Source organism: Arthrobacter sp. Leaf337, assembly GCF_001423745.1.
Classification (GTDB): Bacteria; Actinomycetota; Actinomycetes; order Actinomycetales; family Micrococcaceae; genus Arthrobacter.
On the sequence record NZ_LMPC01000030.1, the window covers coordinates 143236 to 160355 of the forward strand.

The 17120-nt window shown below is 66.3% G+C and carries 16 protein-coding genes; 4 read left to right on the forward strand and 12 right to left on the reverse strand.

What is annotated here, in order from left to right; genetic code table 11:
• Nucleotides 1-141: 141 nt before the first annotated feature.
• From ASF98_RS22440 to ASF98_RS22460, 5 genes are all read right to left on the reverse strand, one after another.
• Nucleotides 142-891, reverse strand: coding sequence for a PDC sensor domain-containing protein (locus ASF98_RS22440; protein WP_055807086.1), 750 nt, complete (start codon nt 889-891; stop codon nt 142-144).
• Nucleotides 888-1682 carry a FadR/GntR family transcriptional regulator gene (locus ASF98_RS22445; protein ID WP_156372509.1) on the reverse strand — a complete coding sequence of 265 codons (795 nt, stop codon included), beginning with the start codon at nt 1680-1682 and terminating at the stop codon, nt 888-890. Before ASF98_RS22445 ends, ASF98_RS22440 begins: the two co-directional genes overlap by 4 nt.
• Nucleotides 1683-1728: 46 nt before the next feature.
• Nucleotides 1729-2718, reverse strand: a complete 990-nt coding sequence (locus ASF98_RS22450; protein ID WP_055807194.1) for an LLM class flavin-dependent oxidoreductase — start codon at nt 2716-2718, stop codon at nt 1729-1731.
• A gap of 193 nt (nt 2719-2911) precedes the next feature.
• Nucleotides 2912-5125 (reverse strand): PxKF domain-containing protein, encoded by a 2214-nt coding sequence (locus tag ASF98_RS22455; RefSeq protein ID WP_055807091.1) that lies wholly within the window; start codon nt 5123-5125, stop codon nt 2912-2914.
• Nucleotides 5126-5440: 315 nt separating this feature from the next.
• Nucleotides 5441-6247, reverse strand: a complete 807-nt coding sequence (locus tag ASF98_RS22460) for a hypothetical protein (RefSeq protein WP_055807094.1) — start codon at nt 6245-6247, stop codon at nt 5441-5443.
• Between the two features lie 109 nt (nt 6248-6356).
• On the opposite strand from ASF98_RS22460, the gene ASF98_RS22465 reads away from it, so the two are divergent.
• From ASF98_RS22465 to ASF98_RS22480, 4 genes are all read left to right on the forward strand, one after another.
• The gene (locus ASF98_RS22465) at nt 6357-7058 is read left to right on the forward strand and encodes a type 1 glutamine amidotransferase domain-containing protein (RefSeq protein ID WP_055807097.1); all 702 of its coding nucleotides are present in this window, start codon (nt 6357-6359) and stop codon (nt 7056-7058) included.
• A gap of 207 nt (nt 7059-7265) precedes the next feature.
• Nucleotides 7266-8246: an ABC transporter substrate-binding protein gene (locus tag ASF98_RS22470; protein WP_055807100.1), complete on the forward strand. Its 981-nt coding sequence runs from the start codon at nt 7266-7268 to the stop codon at nt 8244-8246.
• A gap of 134 nt (nt 8247-8380) precedes the next feature.
• Nucleotides 8381-8860, forward strand: coding sequence for a helix-turn-helix transcriptional regulator (locus tag ASF98_RS22475; RefSeq protein WP_055807103.1), 480 nt, complete (start codon nt 8381-8383; stop codon nt 8858-8860).
• A 9-nt stretch (nt 8861-8869) separates the two neighbouring features.
• Nucleotides 8870-9280 carry a VOC family protein gene (locus tag ASF98_RS22480; RefSeq protein WP_055807104.1) on the forward strand — a complete coding sequence of 137 codons (411 nt, stop codon included), beginning with the start codon at nt 8870-8872 and terminating at the stop codon, nt 9278-9280.
• A 201-nt stretch (nt 9281-9481) separates the two neighbouring features.
• On the opposite strand, the gene ASF98_RS22485 is transcribed toward ASF98_RS22480, so the two are convergent.
• From ASF98_RS22485 to ASF98_RS22515, 7 genes are read right to left on the reverse strand one after another with little or no spacing between them, the layout of a single operon-like run.
• On the reverse strand, nt 9482-10855 hold the full coding sequence (locus ASF98_RS22485; protein WP_055807107.1) for an NtaA/DmoA family FMN-dependent monooxygenase: 1374 nt from the start codon (nt 10853-10855) through the stop codon (nt 9482-9484).
• A gap of 9 nt (nt 10856-10864) precedes the next feature.
• On the reverse strand, nt 10865-11950 hold the full coding sequence (locus ASF98_RS22490) for an LLM class flavin-dependent oxidoreductase (RefSeq protein WP_055807110.1): 1086 nt from the start codon (nt 11948-11950) through the stop codon (nt 10865-10867).
• Nucleotides 11950-12780, reverse strand: a complete 831-nt coding sequence (locus ASF98_RS22495) for a DUF1684 domain-containing protein (protein ID WP_055807113.1) — start codon at nt 12778-12780, stop codon at nt 11950-11952. Before ASF98_RS22495 ends, ASF98_RS22490 begins: the two co-directional genes overlap by 1 nt.
• Nucleotides 12758-13924, reverse strand: coding sequence for an LLM class flavin-dependent oxidoreductase (locus ASF98_RS22500; protein ID WP_055807116.1), 1167 nt, complete (start codon nt 13922-13924; stop codon nt 12758-12760). The genes ASF98_RS22495 and ASF98_RS22500 overlap by 23 nt, the downstream gene beginning before the upstream one ends.
• Nucleotides 13921-14958, reverse strand: coding sequence for a transporter substrate-binding domain-containing protein (locus ASF98_RS22505; protein ID WP_055807119.1), 1038 nt, complete (start codon nt 14956-14958; stop codon nt 13921-13923). The genes ASF98_RS22500 and ASF98_RS22505 overlap by 4 nt, the downstream gene beginning before the upstream one ends.
• Nucleotides 14959-14969: 11 nt before the next feature.
• Nucleotides 14970-15812, reverse strand: a complete 843-nt coding sequence (locus tag ASF98_RS22510) for an amino acid ABC transporter ATP-binding protein (RefSeq protein WP_055807122.1) — start codon at nt 15810-15812, stop codon at nt 14970-14972.
• Nucleotides 15809-16876: an amino acid ABC transporter permease gene (locus ASF98_RS22515; RefSeq protein ID WP_055807125.1), complete on the reverse strand. Its 1068-nt coding sequence runs from the start codon at nt 16874-16876 to the stop codon at nt 15809-15811. Before ASF98_RS22515 ends, ASF98_RS22510 begins: the two co-directional genes overlap by 4 nt.
• Between the last annotated feature and the right edge of the window lie 244 nt (nt 16877-17120).

Genomic DNA, 17120 nt, shown 5'->3' on the forward strand with positions numbered 1-17120 from the left:
GGACTCCGGATTTCTCGGGTGCGTTGTTGCGACCGGCGCTCAAAGTGTGCGCCGCATCACATTCAGGGAAGATAATTCCATTGAACTTTAATTTTAAAGGTTTGACAAGGGTGCAGAAGGAAATTTTTGTCCGCGGGGCGATCAGCCGCCGCTCTTTAGGACCCCCACATGCCAGGGGATTCGACCGGGCACTGCGGAAGACACCGGCACGTAGTCCTCGAACAGGGCCGCGAGTGCCGACGAGTCAGTGGCCCTCAGGAGCGTCCCGGTGGAGTGTCGGGCGGTGTTGGACGTGACCACACGACCGCCGTCGTTCACCAGGACCACGGCGCGGTCCCTGGTGGCCAGGGATTTCAAAAAGATCGATGCCAGTACCGGCAGGCAAAGGTCCGCCCCCAGCGCGCTTGGGCTCCCCTCCGCGGTCTGGAAGGGAACGGCCAGGGTAACAATGTTGAGGTCCGTGCCGCCACTGTCGATATAGGGCCCCATGGCCAAGGAGTGCCCGGTGGTGGTCGGCAGTCGGAACCAGCTCATCGCCGAATAGTCGTAGTAGCGGATGGAATCCGGATTGAAAACGTGGGCGGCGAATTCGGGTTCGCCGCCCTGCCCCAGGCGCCACCACTCCAGCCACCATGCGGCGTCGCGAAGGGCATCCTGGCCGAAGGCTATGCCGGCGCCATCCACCAATCCTTCGTGGCGGGCGATGATGGCCTGTAGTTGGGGGCGGAGCGGCTCGAAATCCGCCTTCGCGGGGCGCCGGTCCGTGGCGGATTCCGCGATGCGCAGGATATCCGGGAGCAGTGTACTGAGGTCCGCAAAAACTGCGTCCAAGCGTGCCCCGATGAGCTCCGCCGTCGTGCGGATGATCCGGGAGAGCTGTTCCGGGCTCATGCTTCCTCCGGGGTCGTGGTAGCCAGTTCGAGGAAGAAGTCCAGCAGCGTTTCGGATTCGCGCTCGAAATGCGCGGCGGAGAGGCGGTCGGCTGCTTCCTCGTCGCGTCGTTCGATGGCATCGAGTATAGCGTCGTGCTCGTCGCTGGCCGTTTTGATAGATGTTACGGAGGCCCCGGCAATCCACATCAGTGGCGCCAGTTCACTGTGGACCTGGATAGTGGCGTTGGTCAGCCGGCGCGACTGGGCTGCCACGCCGAGGCTGATATGGAAACGGCTGTCGGTCCGCCGCAACTCCTCCGCTGTAGAGGCACGGGCGAAACGGCGCGCCAGTTCGCGGGAGCGCCGCAGATCCTGCTCGTCTGCCCGCAGTGCTGCCCGCCGGCCCACACCGGCCGCTACCGTGGCGGCGAGATCGCCCAAGTCACGCAGATCCTCCGGGCTCCGGCGCCTGAACTCGGATAGCAGCTGTTCCGGAGTGGCCAGCGCCTTTCCGCTGATGAAGCTGCCGCCCCCACGGCCCCGGCGCGTTTCGACCAAGCCTTTGAGCCGCATCTCGGCGAGGGACTGGCGCAACGTAATCGAAGACACGCCAAGCTGTTCAGCCAAGACATTTTCCGGCGGCAACTTGTCGCCGTCGTTGAGCAGGCCCACCGCAATGGCACTTTCGAGCTGCCGGGAAATCCGGTCCGATAAGCCGGCACCAGAGGCATCGACCCCGCGCAGCTGGGCGATCATGTCAATGGTCCCGACGTGGACCGCCGTATCGACGTCCGGGCTATGTGCACTCACGCGGCAACACTAGCACCGCCCCGGTTTGCGGCACCGGGGGCGCGGTTTAGGCGCGGACGAGCCCCGCTGCCTTCGCGAGGAGTTCCACGGAGCGCAGTCGGGCGTCGGTTCCGTTGCTCTGGTGGGCCACGATCAGTTCATCCGCGTCCGCGTGGGCGGTGAACTCGTCCAGGTAGTCCATCACGACGTCCGGGGTGCCGACCGCCGAGTACTTCATCATCTGGGCCACGTGCTGCCCCTGGGGAGAATCGAGGATCATGTCCGCTTCATCGTCGGTGAACACCCTGCCGTTCCCGAAGAACAGGGACACACGGGCGCGCTTGGTGGCCCGGAACATCTCCTGCGCTTCGGAGGCGGAATCTGCCGCGATGACATTGACGCCGGCAATCACATGCGGGGCATCCAGCTGGGCGGAGGGCTTGAATTCCCGGCGGTAGATGGCCACGGCGTCCTGCAGGGCGGCGGGCGCGAAGTGTGATGCGAAGGCGTAGGGCAGTCCAAGCTGCGCTGCCAGCCGGGCCCCGAAAAGTGAGGACCCCAGGATGTACAGCGGCACGTTGGTGCCTTTGCCCGGCGTCGCCTCCACGCCCTGGATGCGCGTGGGGCCGGTGAGGTAGCCCTGCAGTTCCAGGACGTCCTGCGGGAAGCTGTCGGCGGACATCGGATCGCGGCGGAGTGCGCGCATGGTGTTCTGGTCGCTGCCGGGCGCACGGCCCAGGCCGAGGTCGATGCGTCCCGGGTGCAGGGTCTCCAGCGTGCCGAACTGCTCGGCGATGGTCAGCGGGGAGTGGTTGGGCAGCATCACGCCGCCGGCGCCCAGCCGGATACTGCTGGTGCGGGCGGCGATGTGGGCGATCAACACGCTCGTGGCCGAGGACGCAATGGAGGACATGTTGTGGTGCTCCGCGTACCAGACCCGGCGGTAGCCCAACTCTTCCGCCTGCTGCGCCATCGCCACGCTGCCGGCGAAGCTCTCGGCCGCCGTCTGGCCTTTCGCGATGGTGGCCAGGTCAAGGATGGAAAGCGGAACAGTCACGGAGGAGCCGGCCTTTCGTAGCGGAGCGTTGCGGTCACTGCTCCGGTGGCGGAACAGGCACACTGGCGACAACGACGGCGGCGCCCGGGTTATTTCTGCAGGTCACCGTGGTGCCGGACACGCGGAAGCGGGGCCGCCGTTTCCGGCAGCCCCACCCCGTTTTAGCTCGCTCGTGCTATTTGCTCTCCGACGCCTACTTCAGCTTGAAGTTGGCGTCGATGCGGGAGCCGTCAGCCGCGACCATCGACAGCTTGAAGCAAGCGCCGGGGAGGTTCGGCGTCTTCCAGTTGTAGATGTACTGGCCACCCGTCGAGTCGTACCGCAGGGAGGTGTTCCCGGTGGACGTGATCTCGACTCCGTCCTGGGCCGCCAGCGGGTTGCAGGTCACCTGTGTGATTCCCATCGTCACGACGCTGGTGTCCGTCAGTTCCCTGGAGCCGGCGAACAGTTCGAATTTGGCGGGTACAGTGCTGCCGGCCTTCACGGTGTTGGTGATGCCGCCCATGTCGATGGGCTGGTAGAAGCCCTTGGTTTCCCAGGCCTTGACCGTGTAGGTGTGCGTCGTTGTGGAGGTGCGTCCCGCATTGTCGGTGGCCGTGGCCGTCAACGTGTGGGGACCAACCAACGCGCTGTAGCCGGTTACCTTGCAGCCGGCCGGTCCGGAGCCTGCGTCGGTGGCGGTGCAGGTGGGCTCGGCCCCGACGGAGCCGAAGAAGGCATCCCCCGGGACGGAGTCAAACGTGGCAACCGGATCGTTCAGATCCACCTTGAAAGAGTCGCTGGTCGCGGCGCCGGCAGCCGTGGTGTTGTCCGCGTCATCCGTGAAAGCCGGGCTGGTCAGGACCATCCCCATGCTTTCTCCGCTGGAGACAGCCTCCTTGACCGCGGATTCCGGACCCGACAGCCCATCCGTCCCGGTGAAGGTGGCCGTGACCGGGCCGGTGTACCAGCCGTTTGAGCCCTCAAGCCCGCTGAGCCCCGTGAACGAAACGGACGGCGGCGTGACGTCGATCTTATACTTCACGGACGCCTCACCGGCCGCCGCCGTGTTGCCGGCAACGTCGTCGAAAGCGGGGCTGTCAACGACGACGGCCATTCCCTCGCCGACGGACGTTGCGGTCCCGGTGGCTACTGCCGGACCCGAGACGGAATCGGTGCCGGTGAACGTCGCAGTGACCGGGGCATTGTACCAGCCCTTGGCATTGGGCGCGCGGTCGGCCTCGGTGTAGGCAACCGACGGGGCCGTCCAGTCGATGTTGAAGCGTTGGATGACCGCACCCAGGGCCGATTCGTTGCCTGCGGTGTCACTGAACACCGGGCTCCTCACCTCGATGTCTTCTCCTTCCACGCCGTCGGCTGTAGTTGCGGTCGCCGTTTGCGACGCCGGGCCGGACGTTGCATCGGTGCCGGTGAAGCTTGCTGTAACAGGGCCTCTGAACCAGCCGTTGTTACCAGCCAGCCCTTCGGCTCCCTCGTAGCTGACGTCGGGGTCGGTGGCATCGAGGCCCAGCGGCACAGTTTCCATGGAGTCAGTGCCGCCCGCGCTGGTTGCGGAACAGGTGTAGGCGATCTTCGCCTGGTCCGCCGAAATGTTCTGCTGGCCGCAGCCTTCAGTGGTCAGGGAGGTCGGCGAATCCACATCGGTGACGGTCCAGGTGAGGACCAGCGGCACAGTGAACCATTGGCTGAGGCCGTTGGGGGTTCCGGGATTCAGGGTGTAGCTGATCTGCGGTCCGCTGGGGTCCACGATGTTGTAGGTCGCGGATCCGGTGGCTTTGAGTCCGCCGCCGTCCGTGTAGCTGCAGCTCGCCGTCTGCGCGCCGAGGCCGTCTGCCGCGTAGGTGCCGGTGATGCCGCTGAGCGTTGCAGCAACCGTGCTGTTTCCGTCTTCGGCGTCCACGATGTTGCAGGTGGCCGCGGGGACGGATCCCTTGGAGTACGAGGCGCCAGTGCTTACACCCGCCACGCTGACAGACGGCGCCGTGTTGGCCGGGGCAGGGGCCACCACATTCACGGTGAAATTGGCCGGGGTTAGATCGAAAGTTCCGCCGCTATTGTTAAACGTTTGGGTGGCGCTGACGGTGGCGGTGCCCGCAGCCACCGGGGTCACGGTCAACACCTTCGTGTCCCCGCAGCTTGTGAACGTCACGGATGAAGGGCTGACGGTAGCTATTGCCGAGCTGCTCGAAGCCAGGCTTAGGGTCAGCGTGGTGCTGCCCGGCAGGTTACAGCCGTTCTTTCCGTCGTCGTTGGCCGTCCGCAGAGCCAGGGTCGTGTGCCCCGCAGGACCGCCCACGTTCAGCGGCATGATCTCGGCCTCCGCGTCAACGCTCGCATCGAGGCTGTTGTAAATGATGTCCGCCTGCGCCACACCGGCCCCGGCAAGGAGCAGTCCGCCCGCCGTCACCGCGGCCAGGAGCTTCCGGCCTGCACCGCCCGCGGACCACGCGGGCCCCCCGGCCGTTCCTTGCCCGCTTTTCGGTCCCCGCCCGGGGCCCCTTCTCCCTGATTTGTTCACTGCAGCGCCTCCCATCGCAACAATGCGGCCGTCCTTGGCCGCAAATGTAGTCCCGATGTTAGGGGCGGGCGCTCAGGAAAACACCAGTACATTCCACTCGACTTTGGATGTTTTTATACCTGTTTTTTGTACGCAGTACTCACATTTTCACTTAGGCTGACTTCCGTTATCCTGGTGCACTTTTGTCACACGGCTTTAGTGCAGCTACTTGCAGGCGTAGTTGTAGTCGAGTCCGCTGGAGACGTACTGGGTCACTGCCACCTTGCTGCCCGGCGTAAGCCCGGCCAGGGAGCAGTTCGACTTGGCTCCATTGAGGGTTCTGGCACCGGCGAGCCAGCTTGGAAGCCCCGCCAGGTTGCTGGTGGACGGAACCGTTCCGGCAATCTTGCTCCACTGGGAGCCGGTGGAATAGATTCCGACGCCGGCATTGATGCTTTCGAAATAGGCGGTCATTCCTTCCAGGTCAGCCCGGTTCGCAGTCGTGTCGCTCTGCCAGCTGTTCCCCGTCTCCACATCCAGCCACCAGAAATAGTCCTCCGGCCGGTCCACGCCACGCAGCGTTGCGTCGTCGTACGCTTTGGCGTAGCCGTACACGTAGGCACAGGCCGCATCGTTCTTGCCCTCGCACTTCCCGTACGAGCTGGTCACGGTGGTTCCCATGTACTCATTGGACGTTGGCCACCAGGAACCGGCCAGCCCCGGGTTCGCGGTGTTCACATAGAGGGCCACGCGCGGCTGGGTGGTCAATTGCTGCTGAGACACCGTGGACTCAGCCCAGCTCAGTTGTTCCTGGAAGCATGGATTCGTGGTGTTCGCGAGTCCGTTGTTGACGCCGACGATCGCGAAGGCGAGTCCGGTGGGAAGGGTCTTGCCGCATTGCGGCCATGAGACATCAATGCCCACAGGATCAGACGGACGCGGCGGGCCCGCCATGGCCGGACCACCGCCCATCAGCGCCAAGCCAAACGCAGCGGCAAAGGACAGAACCATCTTCATCATTGATGCGGCCATACCCAAGGTTATATACCAAGCGCCCCCCGGGCAGGAATACTCAGCATGCTTAGCGAGTTGCCGCCCTTAGGAGCCGACCCGAACGGGCCGGCCGGACAGGAGCAACATCATGGCAAACATTCTGATGGTGGTATCCGCTGCCGATTCCCTCACCATGCGGGACGGTACCCAGCACCCCACAGGCTACTGGGCGGAGGAGCTGGTGGTATCGCACCAGACACTGCGCGACGCCGGCCACACGGTGCACATCGCAACCCCCGGCGGCGCCAAGCCCACTGTGGACGAGGTGAGCCTCGCCGCAGAGTCGGCCGGCGGCCAGGATCGAGCGGACGGCTTCCGTGAGTACCTCGCCAAGATCGACGGCGAGCTTTCCGCGCCGCTGGTGCTCGCCGACGTCGACCCCGCCGCCTACGACGCCGTGGTGATGCCGGGCGGCCACGGCCCCATGGCGGACCTGTACCAGGACGCCGATCTGGGCCGTATCCTGGCCGCGGCGGACGGGGCCGGTAAGGTCATCGCCCCGTTCTGTCATGGCCCGGCGGGCCTCCTCAGCACCGTTGACGACGACGGGAAGTTCACTTTCGCGGGGCGCCGCCTCACCGTGTTCACGAATGAGGAGGAACTCAACGGAGGCACCGGACCCAATACACCGTGGTTCGTCGAGGATGTGCTGAAGGAAAAGGGTGCCATCGTGGAGAACGGCGCCGCATGGGGCTCCAACGTGGTCCGTGACCGCAACCTGATCACCGGGCAGAACCCGCAGTCCAGCGAGGACGTGGCCAAGGAAGTCATCAAGGCCCTCGGAGAGTAGGCCGGCTTCCCCCGACGGGCAGCGGCGGCCGGGCAGCTTCGTTCCGGCCGCAGTGTCACGGCCGCAGGTTCCGTGACGCCAGCGGACGGCGGATTAACCCCGATTACCCCCTGTATCGCAGGGTTTCAGCGCGCTTTGACCGGGTTTTCGCGCTGACGGATAGTTGCTGGCACAAGCACCGAATCCGCACACTTCCAAGGGGAACCCATGGCCCGTTTTTCACTCAAACCCGCCGTCACAGCAGCGCTGGCCGCCACCACTTTGCTGGGGCTGGCGGCGTGCTCGGATCCCGGGGCTTCTGCGGCTTCGGGGTCCGCCCCGGCAACGTCGTCCACGGGCGTCAAGCAGTTCAACCTTTCGCCGGAGCAGGACCGCGTGAAGGCTGAAGTGGATCCGGCCGCCGCGGCTTTGGTCCCGGAAGCAATCAAGAAGGACGGCAAGCTGACGGTGGCCGTCAGCCCGTTCGCGGCACCGTTGGCCGTCTATGCCACGGACAACAAGACGCCGGTGGGCAACGAGGTGGATATCGCCGTCGCACTGGCCCAGACGCTGGGTCTGGAAGCTGACATCGTTCCCACCGCCTGGGCCGACTGGCCCCTCGGCGTCGAGTCCGGAAAGTACGAGGCCGTGCTGTCCAACGTCACGGTGACCGAGGAGCGGAAGCTCAAGTTCGATTTCGCCAGTTACCGTGACGACAAGCTCGGCTTCTACGCGAAGAGCGACAGCTCCATCGCGAAGGTGGAATCCGCTCCGGATGTCGCCGGCAAGCGCGTGATTGTGGGTTCGGGGACCAACCAGGAGTCCATCCTGCTGCGCTGGGATGAGGAGAACAAGAAGAACGGCCTCCCGGCGGTGGAGTTCCAGTATTACGACGACGACTCCGCCTCCTCGCTCGCCCTCCAGTCCGGACGGGCGGACCTGACGTTCGGGCCGAACGCGACGGCGGCGTTCAAGGCGGCTTCTGACGCCAAAACCAAGCTGGTTGGCCTGGTGGACGGCGGCTGGCCGCTGAAGGCCAGCATCGCGGCCACCACCAAGAAGGGCAACGGTTTCGCCGCCGCAGCCCAGGCGGGCCTGAACCACCTGATCGAAGACGGCAGCTACGCCAAGATCCTGGACCGCTGGGGCCTCAGTTCGGAGGCCCTGCAGAAGTCCGAGCTGAACCCGGCAGGACTTCCCAAGAAGTAGTCCGGCTTTCGGCGGGGAAAGTGCAGGGCGGCCGGCGACTGCCCTGCACTTCGTCGTGGCGAAGTGCAGGGCGGCCGGCGACTGCCCTGCACTTCGTCGTGGCGAACCCCGGCACTGCGGCGTACGCTCATGGCATGACCCCGCAAGAGCTTGCCAACCTGGCGCACCTGCGCCGGGCACGGGACCTGATCGACAGGGACTTCGCCCGCGCCTTGGACGTGCCCGCCATGGCGACCAAAGCCCTGATGTCACCGGCGCACTTCTCCCGGCAGTTCCGGGCCGCCTACGGCGAGACCCCCTACAGCTACCTGATGACCCGCCGGATCGAGCGGGCTATGGCGTTGCTCCGCGGCGGCATGAGCGTGACCGATGCCTGCATGGCAGTGGGCTGTACGTCGCTGGGATCCTTCAGCTCGCGCTTCACGGAACTTGTCGGGGAACCGCCCAGCGCATACCGGCTTCGGGAACACAGCGCAGTGGAGGCGATGCCGGGTTGCGTGGCACGGATCAGGACACGGCCTGCACGGCGGGCTGCCAGGCCCGCAGGACCCGGGAATGAAGCTGCCGCCCAAGTGAGCAGGATTCGAGAAGCGGCCCTGACGCCCGCGGAATAGCTTTGTTGCATGAACATTTCACTCCAGTACTGCAACATCACCGTCAATGACACCGAAAAGGCCCTTGCCTTCTACCGGGATGCCCTCGGCCTCGAACTGCGCAACGACGTGGCCTCCGGAGGATTCCACTGGATCACGCTCGGCAGCGCAGCCCAGCCGGGCCTTGAGATCGTGCTCTCCGAGCCGCATGCCGGCCGCTCCCAGGAGGACGGGGACATGATGCAGGAGCTCCTCACCAAGGGAGTCCTGCCGATGCTCGTCTTCCGTACCGACGATCTGGACTCCACCTTCGAGAAGGTCCGGGCGTCCGGGGCCGAGGTCATGCAGGAGCCGATCGACCAGCCGTGGGGTCCGCGCGACTGCGCCTTCCGGGACCCCTCCGGAAACATGGTCCGGATCGCCCAGGCCCCGAAGGACTGACGCCTCCGGCGCGCAGATCACGCAGGCCACCAGCACAAAGAATCCCCGCCGGACTCCGTCCGGCGGGGATTCCCTTGATGGGCGGGCCCGGTCCTCTAGAGGTACTGCTGCCAGATGGTCAGCTGCAGCTTCACCGTATCCGCGGCCGACTGCCGGTCAGCATCTCCCACTTCCGTGCCGGACACGTCGCCGCCCATCGGCTCAGACCCTCGCTTCCGAAGGCGCAGCCCCGACGGCGGACTCCGCACGTTCCGGCGTGGCCAGTCCAAGGTTTTCCCGCAGCGTGCTGCCGGCGTATTCGGTGGGGTAGACGCCGCGTTCCTGCAGTGCGGGCACCAAGTGGTTGACGATGTCGTCCAGGCCGGTGGGAATCAGCCACGGCGAGATGTTGAAGCCGTCCACGGCGCCGGTGCGGGCGTATTCCACCAGCCGGTCGGCAACCTCGGAGTAGGAGCCGTTGAAGGTGGCGTCCACGCGGCTGGTCTTGGCCGAGACGAACTGGCGGATGGACAGTCCCTTCTCCTTGGCTTCCGCCCGCCACTGGTCGGCCAGCTGGCGCGCCTTGGCCCCGTGGAAGCCGCTGCCGCGGGTCTCGGAAGTTTCCTCCACCACTGGATCAATCTCCGGCAGCGGCCCGTCCGGATCGTATTCACCCAGTTCGCGTCCCCAGAACTGTTCCAGGTAGGCGATGGCCTGCTGCGGTCCGATCTGGAGGCTGCGGACCCAGGCTTTCTTGTCCCGGGCCTCCTCCGGCGTCGCGGCAAGGATGAACTCGCTGGCCGGCATGATTTTGACGTCGCTCGCCCCCCGTCCTGCGTCCAGCGTCCGCTCCACGATGTCGCGCCGGAAGTCCAGGGCGTCGTCGAGCTTGGGGTGGGCGGAGAAAATAACGTCGGCCTGCCGGGCAGCGAAGTTCCGGCCCTCCGGGGAGTCGCCAGCCTGGAACAGCACGGGCCGGTACTGGGCGCTGCGGGGCAGCCGCGGGGTCACGTCCACGGTGTAGTGCTGCCCTTCGTGGACCACGCGCTGCCACTGCCCGGCGGCCGGGTCATGCGAATCCCAGATCCGCTTGGCGGTCTCCACGAACGCCTCGGCATGCGTGTACCGGTCGGCGTGGTCCAGGTACCCGCCGCGGCGGAAGTTGGCGCCGGTCCAGGCGTTGTCCGTGGTGACGATGTTCCACGCCGCGCGTCCGCCGGAGAGCAGGTCCAGCGAGGAAAGCCTGTGCGCCAGGTCCGCCGGATCGTTGTAGGTGGTGTTCTGGGTGGCAACGAGTCCGATGTTGGAGGTCACCGCGGCCAGGGCTGCGAGCATCGCCTGGGCGTCGGGGCGTCCGGCAACGTCCAGTTCATGCGGGCGGCCCAGGTGCTCACGGAGCCGGAGCCCCTCACCCAGGAAGAAGGCGGCAAACAGTCCCCGTTCCGCCGTCTGGGCGATGCGCCGGAACGATTCGAAGTCCGTCTGCGAGCCGGACTCGGCTGCCTTCCAGATGGTCCCCGAGTTCACGCCCTGGAAGAAGATGCCGAACTGGAGCTTGCCGCTCGGCTGGTATTTAGCACGGCTGTGCTGTGTCATGGTTTTCCCCTAGTTCCCGACGGCGGTTGCGGCATAGCGGCTGGCTGGACGTTCGAGGCCCAGCAGGTCCCTGAAGGTCCCGTCCGGCGGCACCGGGGCGAGCACTCCCCTGCGCCGGAGTTCCGGCAGCACCAGCCGGGACAGTTCCTCGAAGTCGATGTCGAACCTGGCCGGATGCAGCCGGACACCGTCCGCCACTTCCAGCACTTCGGTCAGCAGATCGGCCAAGTCGGCCGCGGATCCGGCGAAGCGTGCCCGCCGGGCACCGTCAACCCCGCCGCTGCCTGGCTCCCCGAGGGCGGACGATTCGTCCCCAAGCCGCTGGGCGGCGCCCTGCCCGCGGGCGTCCAGAACGACGTCGAGCTCCACCACGACGGCGGGCGAAGCGCCGCCCAGACGATCCCGCACGTCACGGACTTCCTCCGCGAGGAGCTCCGCCGTCGGGGCGGAGACCAGGACTGCGTCCACCGCGGAGGGCTCAACCAGGCCAGAACCCACGAGGGACGCCGGCACGAGCACCGGCAGCTGTCCCTGCAGTGGGCGGGGGATGATGGACGGGCCCTTGACCGAGTAGCCGGGGCCGTCGAAGTCCACGTAGTGCAGCTTTCCGGCGTCGAGGTAGCGGCCGCTGGCGACGTCTTGGATCACGGCGTCGTCCTCCCAGGAGTCCCAGAGCCTGCGGCTGACCTCGATGGACGCCGCGGTTTCCTGCGCAAGGCCGTCACCGGCAACGTACGAGCGCCCGACGGCGGCGGCCGCCGCGGGGTTGTCCTCTGCGGTTGCGATCCAGCCGGCACGCCCGCCGCTGACGTAGTCCAGGCTGGCGAGCTGGGTGGAGGCGTGGAAGGGCTCGGTGTAGGCCGTATCCACTTCCGGGATCAGGACAAGGGAGCGGGTCAGCGGCCCTGCGAACGCGGCGCGCTGCAGCGCGTTCAGCCGTCCCTGCGCCGGGGAATCGCTGAATGTCACGGCGTGGAAACCGGCCGACTCGGCGGCCAGCACGGCGGCGGCGAGTGCCGAAGCTCCCCCGGCAACGCCGTCGAGCTCCAGCGCCAGGAATCCCCAGCCTCCGGCGGTGTTGTTTGTGTTGCCCATCATGCCTCCTGACGTTCGGTGGGCGTCTGCTCGCCGGCTTCGACCGCTACCGGTAGCCGGTTCTCGGCGGGCGGCAGCGGGCATGTGGCCAGGTCTGTGTAGGCGCACGGCAGGTTCACGGCCCGGTTGAAGTCCAGGTGGACCGTGCCATCCGCTCCGGGTGCCGCAATGGTCAGCGAGCGGTTGGCTGCGTAGGTGGTCTTGCCGGACGTTTCATCCGTGAACAGCACGGACAGGCTGCCCGGCGCGTGGCCGTTGAACGCCGTCAGCGTCACGTCCTTCCCGCCCAGCCGGAACCGGACCTGGCCGGGTGCTTCGTACACATGCTGGATGCCCTCGACGGCAGCCCCCACCGTGGTGGGGCGCGGTTCGTCGAACGGAACGAATGTTCCGTCCACGGCGAATGCCGGGTCCGGTGCGTACGCAGGCGTACCGGTGTACTCCCGGAGCAGCGGGTTCTCCGGGTGGCGCGGCCGGACGATGTATTCACCGCCACGCTTGGCGAGCTCGACGACGGTGTCCCCCGCCGCGAGGTTGACCCCGCCACGTTCGGCGATGGGCCCAAACAGCACGGTGGCGCCGCCGTCGGCGTTTAGTTCCCTGCCGTCCTGTTGCAGGGTCTCGCCATCCGCCAAGACCAGGCGGACGGCGTCGTTCTCCACATTCCAGGTGCCGGGAACGCCGTCAAGCCGCGCGGGTTCCTCCCCGAGCCAGTGCAGGTGCGTGACGGCCAGGAAGCCGTGGGGGTCGGCGCGGTGCCGCTCATGGGCGGCGTGCCACTCGGCCCAGGCCGTGGCGAACGAAGTTTCAGTGTGCGTATACGTGGGCATGATCGCTCCTGTAGTTGTCGTGGTCGGCGGCGACGGTGGCGGCGGCGTCCGGTTCGGTGGCCCCGGCAGACTCCGGACGGCCGCCGAATGGATCCGGCGCTTCCCACAGGCGCGTGGGCGCGGCCGCCCGGACTTTGGGGATGACCTCGAGTGCAAACCGTTCCAGGATCTCCAGCTGCTGCTCAAACGGCAGCGTGGTGGGCAGCGAGATGGACTGGAGGTCGTGGCCGTACAGCCGGTGGTAGCTGAGGATCTTGTCCACCACCTGCTCCGGGCTGCCCACCAGGGCGGGCCCTTCCGCGACCGCATGGTCGATGTCGCGGAACGGCGAATTGTTCCCCGGCACATTCCGGCCGGCGGTCAGTGCCTCGTACACAGGGCCGAACTGCCTCTTGGCCTCCTGCGTGGTGTCCGCTATGAACACGCCGCCGGCGCCGCTGTCCGATCCGAGGAACTGGTGCCGCGGATCGTGCCCGTGGCGTTCGTACTCTTCGCGGTAGTGATCGATCAGCACCTGGTAGTTTTCCCGCGGCTGGATGGCATTGGCGGTGAACAGCGGATCGCCCCACTTTGCCGCGAGCGCCGCGGAGGTCAGGGTGGTGGCGGAGCCGTGCCACACCCGGGGCGCGCCGGCGAACGGCCGGGGCGTGGTGGTGGTCGGTTCTGTCAGCGCGGACCGGAATGTTCCGGACCACGTGACGTTTTCCTCGGTCCACAGCCGGCGGAGCAGCCCGTATTTTTCGGCCAGAAGGTCCCACTGGTCGTCAAGGTCCAGGCCGAAAAGCGGGTACTGCAGCACTTCGTTGCCTTTGCCGATCACCAGTTCCAACCGTCCCCGGCTCAGCTGGTCGATCGTGGCGTAGTCCTCCGCAACGCGCACGGGGTCAAGGACGGGGAGGACGGTCACCCCGCTTTGCAGCCGGATCCGGCTGGTAACAGCGGCGACGGCGGCCAGCACGGTGGTGGGCGACGACGAGATGAACTCCCCGGCGTGCCGCTCCCCCACCGAGAAGCTGTCGTAGCCCAACTCCTCGGCGCGCTGCGCGGTCCGGACCACCTGGTTGAGCCGGTCAGCCGTGGAGACGATCGCCCCTGTGACCGGGTTCTTCAGGTGCGGGATGATGTCGAGGACCTGGAACTTCACTGTGTTTTCCCTGCCTGGGGGGTCCCGAAGTTGGCTTCAGTGACCGTCTTGGACTCCGGCAATGCTTCCTCGGACAGGCCCCAGCGTTCCAGGACCTTGCCGTAGGATCCGTCCTTGATGGCGGAGTTCAGCGCCTCGGTGATGACCGGGGCCAGCCCGTTGCCCTTGAGCGATGTGGCGGCCACCAGGGTTTCGGACGGCCAGCCGGCGTTGACCTTGCCCACGATCTTCAGGTCGTCCCGGGTGTTTTCGCGGTACGCCGTGGACGGGTAGGGCGCGATGTTCAGGTCGGTGCGGCCCGAGGACAGCGCCAGGATGGTGTCGGCGTCGGAGGAGTAGTACTGCAGCACCGCCGGCGCCTTGCCCTTGCCCTCCAGTTCCTTGTTCCACGCCAGCAGGATCTTTTCCTGGTTGGTGCCGGAACCCACCGAGACCTTCAGGCCGGAGATGTCGTCCGCGCCCTTGATGTCATAGCTGGAGCTCTTCTTGGCCTCGAAGCCCATGTAGGCGGCCCGGTAGCTGGCGAAGTCGAACAGCTTCACGCGGGCGGCGTTGATGCCCACGTTGGAGAACACTGCCTCGAAGTCGCCGGACTGGGTCTTCAGCGGCCAGTTCTCCCAGGACGTGACCTGGATGTCGAGCTCGAGTCCCAGCTTGTCCGCCACGAGTTGGGCGATGTCCAGTTCGGAACCGATGGGCGTCTTGTCGTCCGTGGCGTGGAAGGACAGCGGGATGGACCCGGCCGTGGTGGCCACGGTGAGCTTGCCGTCCTTGCCGATGAACTCGGGGACCTTGGCGGCGAGCGCCGCGTCCTTCTCCGCCCGGATCCGCTGCTGGTCCGGTGACGTGTTGTAGACGACGCCGTTGCGAGCCGCCGTCGTCGCCGGCTGCTGTCCCGAGGCCGCCGCGCCCGGATCAGCGCAGCCGCTCAGCGCCAGGGTGCCGGACAGGGTCCCGAGGAGGACGACGGCGGGAAGCGCCGCCAGCGTGCGCGTTCGGCCGCTGCTGTTGTGCCGGAAGGTGGAGAGTGCCATGGGGAGGTCCTTTAGATGTTGAAAGCGGGTTCGATCACCTTGGAGAAGAAACTCCGGGTGCGTTCTTCCTGCGGGTTGGTGAAGATGTCCTGGGGTGCGCCCTGTTCCACGATCTGCCCCTGGTCCATAAAGACCACGGTGTCCGCCACGTCGCGGGCGAACCCCATTTCGTGGGTGACGATGATCAGCGTTGTGCCGGATGTGGCAAGCTCGCGGATGACATCCAGGACTTCGTTGACGAGTTCGGGGTCCAGTGCGGAGGTGGGCTCATCGAACAGGAGGATCTTCGGGTCCAGTGCAAGGGCCCTGGCGATGGCCACACGCTGCTGCTGGCCGCCGGACAGCTGGCGCGGATAGGCGCCGGCGCGGTCTTTGAGGCCAACCCTGTCCAACAGTTCCAGTCCTCGTTCACGGGCTTCGGCCTTGGTGAGGCGCGGCTTGCCGGAACGCGGTGCCACCACGGGCGCCTCGGTGACATTTTCCAGCGCAGTGAGGTGCGGGAACAGGTTGAAGTTCTGGAACACCATGCCGATTTCGGTGCGCTGCTTAAGGATGTCCTTCTCGCGCAGTTCATGGAGCCGCTTTCCGCGGACCTCGTAGCCCACCAGTTCGCCGTCGATGGCGATGAAGCCGCCGTCCACTTTTTCCAGGTGGTTGATGGTGCGCAGCAGGGTGGACTTGCCGGACCCGGACGGGCCCACGATGACGGCCACTCCGCCCGGTTCAACGGTCAGCGTGATGCCCTTGAGGACTTCAGTGGCACCGAAGGATTTCCGGACCTTGGTGATTTCCACGAGCCCGCGTGTTGCTGCGGGTGCCGTTGGATGTTCTGGTGCAGCGACGGCGGTGCTCATCGGGTGCTCCTTGCTCGGTTGTCGGAAGCGGCGGCGTGGGTTGCGAAGAACCTGCGGGCCTTCTGGAGCGGCGTCAGCGGGAGGGTCCGCACAGCGCCCTTCGAATAGTGCCGTTCGATGTAGTACTGGAAAACGCTGAGCACCGAGGTGATCACCACGTACCAGAGCGTGGCCACGAGGAGCAGCGGCAACACCTGCTGGGTGCGGTTGTAGATGACCTGCACGGTGTAGAACAGCTCCGAGTACGCCAGGACGTAAACGATGGAGGTGCCCTTGACCAGGCCGATGATCTCGTTGAAGGCGGTGGGCAGGATGGCCCGCATGGCCTGCGGCAGGACGATCCTGGTGGAGCGGCGCCAGGCCGGAATGCCGAGGGCGGCTGCTGCTTCCAGCTGGCCCTGGTCCACCGAGAGGATGCCGCCGCGGATGATCTCCGCAGAGTAGGCCGCCTGGTTCAGCGTCAAGCCCAGGACTGCAGCCGCGAACTGGCTGATCAGGGTGGTGGTCTGGACTTCGAAGAAGCGGACGTCCGTGAAGGGAATGCCCAGGCTGATCTTCTCGTAGAGGTAGCCCAGGTTGTACCAAAGGAGCATCTGCACCAGGAGCGGGGTGGAGCGGAAGATCCAGGAGAAGGTCCAGGACACCGAGACCAGCAGCGGCGAGGCGGAAAGGCGCATCAGGGCGAGGATGAAGCCCAGGACGAACCCGAGGGCGCCGGAGATGGCGGTGAGCTTGAGCGTCTCCACCAGCCCGTTCACCACCGACTGCGCGGTGAACCACTGCGCCACCACCCCCCATTCCCAGCGCGGGTTCGTGGCCAGGGACCACGCCACCGCGGCCACGCCGAGCGCCACTACTGCAGTGCCCACCCAGCGCCACGGGTGGCGGGACGGGACCAGCCGGTAGTCGGCGTAGTCGGTGGCGGGTCCGCGGGACTGCGGGTTCTCGGGTCCCTGGGGTCCGCCCGGCTCCGCGGACGGGCCGGGATTGGAAACACCTGCGTCAGGTCCGGCGGACGCCGGCCCTGCTGCGGACTGCGCTGCCCGGGTTGCTGTTGAACTCATGCGCCACCTCGCTTCTTGTCTTGCTGGATTGGTTTATCGCGTTCGGATTGCTGCAAATCTAGGGACGCCGGAAAGCGGCAGCAAGGCGGCATGTTGCATTGCTTCACGGAGGTTCTCACGGCGTCATGAGTCGTTTTCTTGCACGGATTTACGCGCTGTTACGCGGCGTGAACGGCCATGACCCGAGCCTCGACCGCGGTCTGCCGGGCTGCCTAGCATGAGGCGAAAACCCCGGTCCCGGACC

Bases quoted from the DNA above. Each gene is read 5' to 3' on its own strand.
- ASF98_RS22440 (WP_055807086.1), bottom strand. From the start codon at position 891: ATGAGCCCGGAACAGCTCTCCCGGATCATCCGCACGACGGCGGAGCTC.
- ASF98_RS22460 (WP_055807094.1), bottom strand. From the start codon at position 6,247: ATGGCCGCATCAATGATGAAGATGGTTCTGTCCTTTGCCGCTGCGTTT.
- ASF98_RS22465 (WP_055807097.1), top strand. From the start codon at position 6,357: ATGGCAAACATTCTGATGGTGGTATCCGCTGCCGATTCCCTCACCATG.
- ASF98_RS22470 (WP_055807100.1), top strand. From the start codon at position 7,266: ATGGCCCGTTTTTCACTCAAACCCGCCGTCACAGCAGCGCTGGCCGCC.
- ASF98_RS22475 (WP_055807103.1), top strand. From the start codon at position 8,381: ATGACCCCGCAAGAGCTTGCCAACCTGGCGCACCTGCGCCGGGCACGG.
- ASF98_RS22480 (WP_055807104.1), top strand. From the start codon at position 8,870: ATGAACATTTCACTCCAGTACTGCAACATCACCGTCAATGACACCGAA.
- ASF98_RS22485 (WP_055807107.1), bottom strand. From the start codon at position 10,855: ATGACACAGCACAGCCGTGCTAAATACCAGCCGAGCGGCAAGCTCCAG.
- ASF98_RS22490 (WP_055807110.1), bottom strand. From the start codon at position 11,950: ATGGGCAACACAAACAACACCGCCGGAGGCTGGGGATTCCTGGCGCTG.
- ASF98_RS22495 (WP_055807113.1), bottom strand. From the start codon at position 12,780: ATGCCCACGTATACGCACACTGAAACTTCGTTCGCCACGGCCTGGGCC.
- ASF98_RS22505 (WP_055807119.1), bottom strand. From the start codon at position 14,958: ATGGCACTCTCCACCTTCCGGCACAACAGCAGCGGCCGAACGCGCACG.
- ASF98_RS22510 (WP_055807122.1), bottom strand. From the start codon at position 15,812: ATGAGCACCGCCGTCGCTGCACCAGAACATCCAACGGCACCCGCAGCA.
- ASF98_RS22515 (WP_055807125.1), bottom strand. From the start codon at position 16,876: ATGAGTTCAACAGCAACCCGGGCAGCGCAGTCCGCAGCAGGGCCGGCG.